The organism is Microbulbifer sp. S227A (genome assembly GCF_049800935.1).
Genome location: NZ_JBNAFZ010000023.1, coordinates 20,456 through 28,570, shown reverse-complemented (window position 1 = coordinate 28,570; position 8,115 = coordinate 20,456). Strand labels below are relative to the sequence as shown.

Below are 8,115 nucleotides of genomic sequence, written 5' to 3'. Positions count from 1 at the left end.
GGCATATTGCGATGCCTGCAGATGGCGGCATCCACACCATCATATCCCTTTCTCGGCTGAGAATTGACGGCGTCTGAACACCGCCATGATATGCCGCCCCTCAGGGCATCACCAACTTTCGCGCGTTTCTCCCGCCCTTCTTGCCCGCCATAGAGTGCCTCATAGTGTCCACTATCGATGGTGGACACTATCAATACTCTACAAACCGCGTCAGAGCAGGCACGCCGGACGGCTACAGATGATCTGGGTCGACAACGGAACCGAGGAGGGCATCACGACCTTCACGGACCGCGGCATCGAATGCCTGCAGGAATTCCTCGCCGACGTCCGGACATGGGAAGGCGGGGTCCGCGAGCTCCTCTGCGACGAGCAATGTGACGCCGACATCATCGAACGCATCATGGCCGACGAAACAAATCACTGAGGCAAGACGGCCTACGGCGTAGCTTTACCGCTGAAACTATCAGACCTCGTGTGCTCAAGGAGAGCGACCGCCGCAATCACACCATGTCATTCATGTATCGTGCGCGAATCTCGAGGCCATGAACTCACAGGTCGCGGAGATGGCGTGAAAACACCTTTGTCTGAAGCTAGAGGTTAATTGGGAGCGCCCAGAAAACTCAACGTGTGTTCAAGACCTTGCTGCATGTGATGCTCCAGGTGGCGAAGCATGTTGTCCAGGCTGCCACCTTTGGCAAGCCGGATGTATTCGTCGTGGGATTCCCTCAACGGTCCGGCACGTTCATGCGCTTTCTGATGCATGGCGAAATAGAACTGAAGGTTGGGTTTGAGGCGCTCCCAACTTTGCAGAAGTAGGCTGTGACCTGACAACTCATAGCACCAGTTGTGCAAATGTAGCTCCGCCATGATCGCACCATAGGAATCATTGTCTGCAATACGCGCGCAAAGTCGGTCATTTCGCATCTGCAAATCGGCCAGGCTCACCAGATCGCGGTTGTCCCAGCAAAATCGAAACGCCATTTTCTCCAACCCGGTGCGGAATGAATAAATCTCCTGAAGGTCCACCCGGTCGAGCTTGCGAATATATGTGCCCCGAAAAGGCAGGTTCACCAGAAGCCCGATCTCACCAAGGCGTATCATAGCCTCGCGCAATGTCGCGCGGCTGACATTGAGCCGGGCTGCCACCTGCGTCTCAAGCACTTTCGATCCAGGCGTCAGATTACCTGTCACGATCAGTTCCTGCAGTCGCTCAAGGGTGCGCTCCTTTAGGGTGTCGCCGGAGGCGTCTGGGGTTTGGTCATTTGATTTCATTGCAGTCCCTTACCATTGTCGTTGCGGTCCGACACCAAATTTTTCCAGGGCTGCCAGCCCAGCCGTTGTAACAAACAACACGAGCGTCCCAACCCGAAAGGTGCTGACTTTCCGATATCCAGAATGTAGCAAATCGGAGATTATGTCGGCAATATACTAAATTGTCGACAATTGTATTGGTGGAGCGTAAGGTTTGAGAGAGAGGATTCGACGCCTCTGGCGGACTGCGCCTGTCGTGACCGGGCCCGGTACAATCTGACCGAACTGCAATCGGAACTGCGTAAAACACGAAAAGGGAGTAAAAATGCTATCGTCTAAATCATTTCGAATGCGTCTTCGCACGGGCGTTGCGACGCTTGCTGCATTGACTGTGATTAGCGGCGGAACCATCGCCAAAGCGGAAGAGTTCCTGACTATCGGCACGGGCGGGGTTACCGGAATATACTACGCCGTCGGCGGTGGAATTTGCAGACTTGTAAATCAAGGGCGCAAGGAACATGGCATCCGATGTTCGGTCGAAAGTACGGGTGGGTCAGTGTATAACCTAAACACGATGCGTCAGGGCGAGCTGGAAATGGGCATCGTTCAATCGGACTGGCAATTCCACGCGCTAAACGGGACAAGCCTATTTGAAGAAAACGGTCCAGATGAAGAGCTGCGCAGTCTTTTCTCGCTGCACCCCGACACCGTAATAATCGCGGCGCGACGGGACGCAGAGATCAACTCGCTGGATGACCTTGGTGGTAAGCGAGTTAACTTGGGCAACCCAGGCTCCGGCACCCGCGGCACGGCGGAAGTTCTTGTTGAAGCCCTAGGCTGGGATATGGACCACTTTGGTCTTGTCACTGAACTCAAGTCGGCTGAACAGTCTTCTGCGCTCTGTGACAATACAATTGACGCATTCCTGATGGTGGCTGGCAATCCGGTTGCCAATGTCCTCGAAGCGGCATCGTCATGCGATATCAACATCATCGCAGTCGATGGTGACAAAGTGGACGCGCTGGTCGAAAGCAAACCGTACTATGGCAAGGTGACTATTCCCGGCGGGCTTTACCGCGGCGTGGAAAATGATGTTCAATCATTTGGGCTTCCCTCTACTTTTGTCACGTCGACAAATGTGCCCGAGGAAACCGTGTATGTAATGGTCAAGACAGTTTTCGAAAACTTCGACAAATTCAAAACCTTCCATCCCGCCTTCGCCAATCTCAAGAAAGAAGAGATGGTGGTGAACGGCCTCTCTGCCCCGATGCACCCGGGTGCAGAGAAATACTTCCGTGAGGTCGGCCTTATCGAATGAGGCTTCTCCCGAATGGTGGTGGCTTCGGCTGCTCCCCTAACTTTCCACGACCACCTTCGAAAAGAGCGACGCAATGAGCGAACAACCCGCCAGCCATTCCACTCACGATGCCGAACAGGATCAGCGCAACCAGGACATCAAGATTTTCCTGAACGGCAAGATCGTCCCCCGGGCCGAGGCGGTGGTATCCGTCTATGACAGCGGCTTCATGCTGGGCGACGGCATGTGGGAGGGGCTCAGGCTTTACAACGGCACCTGGGCGTTTTTCGACGAACATATGGACCGGCTCTTCAACAGCTGCAAATCGGTTTCCATCGACATCGGGATGACCAAGGCCGAGATTCTCGACGCGCTAAATGCTACGGCAAAGGCCAACGGCATGACATCGGACGCGCATTGCCGCCTGATGGTGACACGCGGGCCAAAGGCCAAACCCTTTCAGCATCCAGGTCTGTCGCGGTCCGGCCCGACGGTTGTGGCCATTGTCGAACATTCCAAACCGGCCGAAAGCCTGATGAAAACGGGCATTCGTCTGGCCACAGTCCCGCAGGTGCGCGGATTGCCGATGAGCCAGGATGCGAAATATAACAGCCACTCCAAGCTCAACTGCATCATCGCCTGCCTTCAGGCCGAGCAGGCAGGTGCCGATGAGGCCCTGATGCTCGATCCGCATGGATTCGTGAACACCACCAATGCCTGCAACTTCTTCATCGTACGGCGCGGCGAGGTTTGGACCTCAACCGGCGATTACTGCATGAACGGCGTGACCCGGCAGAAGGTGATCGACCTCTGCCGCGCAAATGACATCCCCGTCCACGAGAAGAACTATTCGCTCTACGAGGTTTACGGTGCTGACGAGGCGTTTCTGACCGGTACATTTGGCGCGCAGACACCCGTTGCCTCGGTCGATGGGAAACCCATCAGCACACATGAGGGGGCTGGGCCTATGACACAACGGCTCCGGGCGCTTTATAAGGAATTGGTGGCGCAGAACGCGCAAGGAGCACCCTTATGACTCGTCCTAATGCACTTGCCATCGCGCTATGCCGCCATGTGCCCAGGGGCAGAACATGAACGTCGGGGAGCACGGTCTTCTCCTGTTGGGGTGCGGCAAGATGGGGTCGGCGTTGCTGGCGGGATGGCTGAAATCGGGTTTGCTCCCCGATGCCATTACAGTGTTGGACCCACACCCGTCCGAGTGGTTGACGGGTCTCGCAGAACGCAGGCTCAGGCTCAACCAACAACCGGACGAACCGCCCTCTGTCGCCGTTATCGCAACCAAACCGCAGATCATGGCGGAGGCCCTGCCGGGGCTGCGTGACTACGGCAACGGACCAACGCTGTTCATCTCGATCGCTGCGGGAACGCTGATCTCGACCTTTGAAGATATGTTGGGGGCTAATACGCCGGTCGTACGAACGATGCCCAACACGCCCGCCGCCGTGGGCGCGGGCATTTCGGCGCTGGTGGCCAATCATGCGACATCAGCCGGGCAATTGGACTTGGCGGAACAGCTGATGCTATCCGTCGGCGAAACCGTGGTTCTCGATCAAGAAGGCATGATGCATGCCGTGACCGCGATCTCGGGTTCCGGCCCGGCCTATGTGTTTGCCATGACCGAAGCCCTGGCAAAGGCGGGCGAAGAACTAGGGCTGTCCGCAGAGATCGCGGCGAAACTATCTGTGGGCATGGTCGCGGGCAGTGGCCGATTGATGTCATCAAGTTCCGAAGCACCAGCGCGTCTGCGCGAACAAGTGACATCGCCCAACGGTACCACGGCGGCCGGGCTGGAGAAACTATTCGCATAGGGTTTTGGTATCGAGAAGTTGAACATGCAGACTGCGCAAGCAGCACATGATCGGAGTGTTGCTTTGTCGCAGGCCAATAGTTGATGTTTTTGTCCCGTTTTTGGCTAGTCTAAGCGTCGTGCGGCGAAAGCGCTGTTTGGATACGGCCTCCAAGCCCGGTCGGCAACGGCCGCTTCAGTGACGTCAGGATGTCAGCGCGCCCCAACACTGGATTGGCGAAGGAGCGCACTGGCACTGCCGGCTCTCTAACCACGGCCTTCCACGCTTGTCTGATAGCGCGCAAGGTCCGATATCAGCACCTTGCCCGTAGCGACCTCCATTCGGTCACAGAATTCAAGCCAAATGGCACCGTAAGGTAGATCCTTTGTCTCTTCGGTCACCACAAGACGGGAAGTGAAATCAAGCTGTGTTTCTGCGTCTTTCAGTTTGTTCCAAGGCGCCAACAGCGCGCGCAGCAGCGCCTTTTGCATATTGCGCGTCCCAATGACCCACGCCGCGGTCCGGCTGATCGTGGCATCAAAGAAATCAAGCCCGATGTGCGTGCGATCCAAAAGACTTGCACTGACCAGTTCTTGCGCCACTTGCAGAATTGCATCGTCCAGCAGGATCACGTGATCGCTATCCCACCGCATCGGACGGCTGACATGCAGCAAAATTTCATCGACCGAAAGCGCAACGGAACTCAGCTTGTCTGCGACATTTTCCGTCGGGTGAAAATGGCCCATGTCGAGACACAAAAGCGTTTCATTGCGGATTGCATAGCCCATGTAAAACTCGTGGCTACCTACGGTGCAGGCCTCAACCCCGATGCCAAACAGCTTGCTTTCGACAGCATCCAGCATCTGGGTCTTGTCGTATTTCTGGGCCATCATCGCAGTCAGGGATTGTTCCAACCGCTGGCGGGGCGCCATGCGATCGACAGGCGTGTCCTTGTACCCGTCGGGCACCCAGATGTTGTTCACCGGTGCGCTGCCAAGAGCCGCTCCCATCTGCGCCGCAATATCGCGCGACCGCTTGCCATGCTCGATCCAAAAATCGCGGATACCTTGGTCGGGGTGGCTAAGCGTCAGGTTATCATCCGCCTTGGCATGGGCAAAGAATGTCGGGTTGAAATCCAACCCCAACCCCTGATCCTTCGCCCAATCGACCCACGGTGCGAAGTGGCTATATTCAATCTCGTCGCGGTCGGGGTGTTGGTCCGTGTCCAGATAGCAGGCATGCAGGTTCAGGCGATGAGAGCCCGGGATCATCCCATAGGAAAATTCCAGGTCAGCCCGCAGTTCGTCTGGCGTACGGGCACGGCCGGGGTGGCTGCCGGTGGCCTGAATGCCACCTCCGGAATTTCCAGATTTCGCTTCAAAGCCGACAACGTCGTCGCCTTGCCAGCAATGCATCGAGATCGGGATTTCCGCCAGCTTAGTAAGGGCGGCTTCGGTATCTACGCCCCAGTCGGCAAAGGTGGCTTTTGCGCTTTCATAGCTCATAATTGCTCCTCCCAGAGTTGCTCACGCTTAACGCGTGAACGCCTCTTTGTTGCCTGCATCGACGTTGATGATGTTGCCTGTAGACTTGGCACTTAGATCGGACGCCAGAAAATACGCGGCTTCTGCAATATCCTCGGGCAGGACTGAACGTTTGAGCATGGAGCGTTCCCGATACATCTCTTCAAGCCCGTCTTTGTCGGTGCCATAAGTGCCCGCGCGTTGATCCAGCCATTCACCCTGCCAGATTTTGCTTCCCTTGAGCACTGCGTCAGGGTTCACTACATTCACGCGCACACCGATTGGCGCGCCTTCCAGCGCCAGACAGCGGGCGAGGTGAATTTCGCTGGCCTTGGCGGTGCAATAGGCCGAGGCGTTGGGCGATGCGGCCAAACCGTTTTTAGACGCCACAAAGACGACTGCACCGCCCATGTCTTGCGCCTTGAACAGTTTGAAGGCCTCGCGACTGACAAGGAAATACCCTGTCGACAGGATCGCCATGTTCTTGTTCCACAGATCAAGTGAGGTGTCTTCGATCGGGGCCGAACTGGCGATACCCGCGTTGCTGACCAGAATGTCGACACCTCCGAACTCAGCTGCGATGGCGGTATACGCTTCGGCCACGGCGACCTCATCCGTGACGTTCATATTCACGGTGCGCACAACGTCAGAAGAGTATTTGCCGCTGAGCCCCTCAAGGGTATCCACCAAGGCCGCGTCATCAATATCGGCTAACATCACACAGGCCCCTTCGCGCAGGTACCGTTCTGCGGTGGCCGCACCGATGCCGCCTGCCCCGCCTGTGACTAGGGCCACACGTCCTGCCATAGATTTTGGCGCAGGCATGCGTTGCAGTTTGGCTTCCTCCAGAAGCCAATATTCGATATCAAACGCCTCCTGTTCGGGCAGGCCTTGGTATTCAGACACGGCGTCCGCTCCGCGCATCACATTGATAGCGTTGACGTAGAACTCTCCCGAAATCCGCGCCGTGGCCTTGTCCTTGGCAAAGGTGATCATGCCCACACCAGGGATAAGATAGACAACCGCATTCGGATCGCGGATCGCGGGGCTGTTGTCCTTTTTGCAGCGGTCATAATAGGCTTGGTAGCCCACGCGGTATTCGGAAATCGCTTCGGACAGGCCAGCGATGGTCGCGTCGACATCCGGCTTGGCCGGGTCAAAATCCACCACGAGCGGGCAGATCTTGGTTCGCAAGAAATGGTCAGGGCAGGATGTGCCCAATGCCGCCAATCGTTTCATATCCTTGGCATTAACGAACTCCAGCACCGCTTCGCTGTCGGTAAAATGCCCGACCATATGCTGCTGGCGGGACACGTAGCCGCGGATGGCGGGCATCAATCGTGCGGCCGTGGCACGGCGATCTTCGGCGGACAGGCTCTGATGGATCGCTCCACCGAACGCATCCTTGTCGGTGGTTTCGGTTTCGAACCAATCCATGGCAGTTTGGATGATCTCAAGCGTCAGTTCATAACAGTCCTGAGCGTCATCCGCCCATGTGAATAACCCGTGGCTCTCCAGAACGACACCTTTGGCATCAGGGTTCTTTTCGCAGAAATCCGAGAGCCAAAGCCCCAGCTCATAACCCGGCTTTTTCCAGGGTAACCAGCCGATGCTGTCGCCGAATATCTTTTGCGTCAGCGCCTTGCTGTCCTTGGCGGCGGCAATCGCGATGATCGCATCGGGATGCATGTGGTCCACATGCTTCTTTGGTACGTATGCATGCAGAGGTGTGTCTATCGATGCGGCTCGCGGGTTCAGATTGAACGTGCAATGGGGCAGAAAGCCCACCATTTCATCTTCGAACTCGACCCCGCGATAAATACCGCGCAGCGCGTTCAATTTGTCCATATAAAGCGTAGAAAATCCGTCCATCTTGATCGAGCCGACATCCCCGCCCGACCCTTTGACCCAGAGCACCTCGACCATGTCACCCGTGAGCGGATCCTTTTGAGTTACTTTCGCAGATGTGTTCCCGCCACCGAAATTGGTGATTCGCTTGTCAGACCCAAGAAGATTTGATCGATACAGCAGCTTCTCCGGCTCACTCATGGTATCAGCCAAGGCGACATCCCATTTATTTTCAAGGTGTTGCGATGATTTGGACGATGTCATGTGTCTCTCCGTCAGGGGCAAGTTACTACAAGTTTGTTGGCGTCAAGCTGACCGGAGAAGCAAATTAAGTCAATCAGTTTCAGTCAATATCGATCATGTTGTGCCGCAGAATGACTGTTGATGC

Annotated in this window: 8 protein-coding genes; 4 read left to right on the top strand and 4 right to left on the bottom strand. The window is 56.2% G+C overall.

Annotated elements, in window-relative coordinates; all coding sequences use genetic code 11:
* Positions 1 to 188, bottom strand: a 188-nt coding sequence (locus ACP15R_RS25640; protein WP_424988727.1) for a hypothetical protein, incomplete at its 3' end; no start/stop codon positions are given.
* Between the two features lie 50 nt (positions 189 to 238).
* On the opposite strand from ACP15R_RS25640, the gene ACP15R_RS25635 reads away from it, so the two are divergent.
* On the top strand, positions 239 to 424 hold the full coding sequence (locus ACP15R_RS25635; RefSeq protein ID WP_424988726.1) for a hypothetical protein: 186 nt from the start codon (positions 239 to 241) through the stop codon (positions 422 to 424).
* Between the two features lie 173 nt (positions 425 to 597).
* Here the strand turns inward: ACP15R_RS25635 and ACP15R_RS25630 are convergent, their stop codons facing one another.
* Complete coding sequence (locus ACP15R_RS25630) at positions 598 to 1,272, bottom strand: GntR family transcriptional regulator (RefSeq protein WP_424988725.1); 675 nt, start codon at positions 1,270 to 1,272, stop codon at positions 598 to 600.
* Positions 1,273 to 1,576: 304 nt separating this feature from the next.
* On the opposite strand from ACP15R_RS25630, the gene ACP15R_RS25625 reads away from it, so the two are divergent.
* The 3 genes from ACP15R_RS25625 to proC all read left to right on the top strand — a co-directional run bounded on the left by ACP15R_RS25625 (position 1,577) and on the right by proC (position 4,377).
* On the top strand, positions 1,577 to 2,569 hold the full coding sequence (locus tag ACP15R_RS25625; protein WP_424988724.1) for a TAXI family TRAP transporter solute-binding subunit: 993 nt from the start codon (positions 1,577 to 1,579) through the stop codon (positions 2,567 to 2,569).
* Between the two features lie 73 nt (positions 2,570 to 2,642).
* Complete coding sequence (locus ACP15R_RS25620; RefSeq protein WP_424988723.1) at positions 2,643 to 3,584, top strand: aminotransferase class IV; 942 nt, start codon at positions 2,643 to 2,645, stop codon at positions 3,582 to 3,584.
* A gap of 55 nt (positions 3,585 to 3,639) precedes the next feature.
* Positions 3,640 to 4,377 carry a pyrroline-5-carboxylate reductase gene (proC, locus tag ACP15R_RS25615; protein WP_424988722.1) on the top strand — a complete coding sequence of 246 codons (738 nt, stop codon included), beginning with the start codon at positions 3,640 to 3,642 and terminating at the stop codon, positions 4,375 to 4,377.
* Positions 4,378 to 4,622: 245 nt separating this feature from the next.
* On the opposite strand, the gene ACP15R_RS25610 is transcribed toward proC, so the two are convergent.
* Entirely contained in the window at positions 4,623 to 5,861 is a 1,239-nt protein-coding gene (locus ACP15R_RS25610) for an L-rhamnose isomerase (RefSeq protein ID WP_424988721.1), read from the bottom strand.
* Positions 5,862 to 5,888: 27 nt separating this feature from the next.
* Positions 5,889 to 7,991, bottom strand: a complete 2,103-nt coding sequence (locus ACP15R_RS25605) for a bifunctional rhamnulose-1-phosphate aldolase/short-chain dehydrogenase (RefSeq protein ID WP_424988720.1) — start codon at positions 7,989 to 7,991, stop codon at positions 5,889 to 5,891.
* Between the last annotated feature and the right edge of the window lie 124 nt (positions 7,992 to 8,115).

Excerpts from the sequence above, each read along its gene's own strand:
- ACP15R_RS25635 (WP_424988726.1), top strand. The coding sequence starts at position 239 with ATGATCTGGGTCGACAACGGAACCGAGGAGGGCATCACGACCTTCACG.
- ACP15R_RS25630 (WP_424988725.1), bottom strand. The coding sequence starts at position 1,272 with ATGAAATCAAATGACCAAACCCCAGACGCCTCCGGCGACACCCTAAAG.
- ACP15R_RS25625 (WP_424988724.1), top strand. The coding sequence starts at position 1,577 with ATGCTATCGTCTAAATCATTTCGAATGCGTCTTCGCACGGGCGTTGCG.
- ACP15R_RS25620 (WP_424988723.1), top strand. The coding sequence starts at position 2,643 with ATGAGCGAACAACCCGCCAGCCATTCCACTCACGATGCCGAACAGGAT.
- proC (WP_424988722.1), top strand. The coding sequence starts at position 3,640 with ATGAACGTCGGGGAGCACGGTCTTCTCCTGTTGGGGTGCGGCAAGATG.
- ACP15R_RS25610 (WP_424988721.1), bottom strand. The coding sequence starts at position 5,861 with ATGAGCTATGAAAGCGCAAAAGCCACCTTTGCCGACTGGGGCGTAGAT.
- ACP15R_RS25605 (WP_424988720.1), bottom strand. The coding sequence starts at position 7,991 with ATGACATCGTCCAAATCATCGCAACACCTTGAAAATAAATGGGATGTC.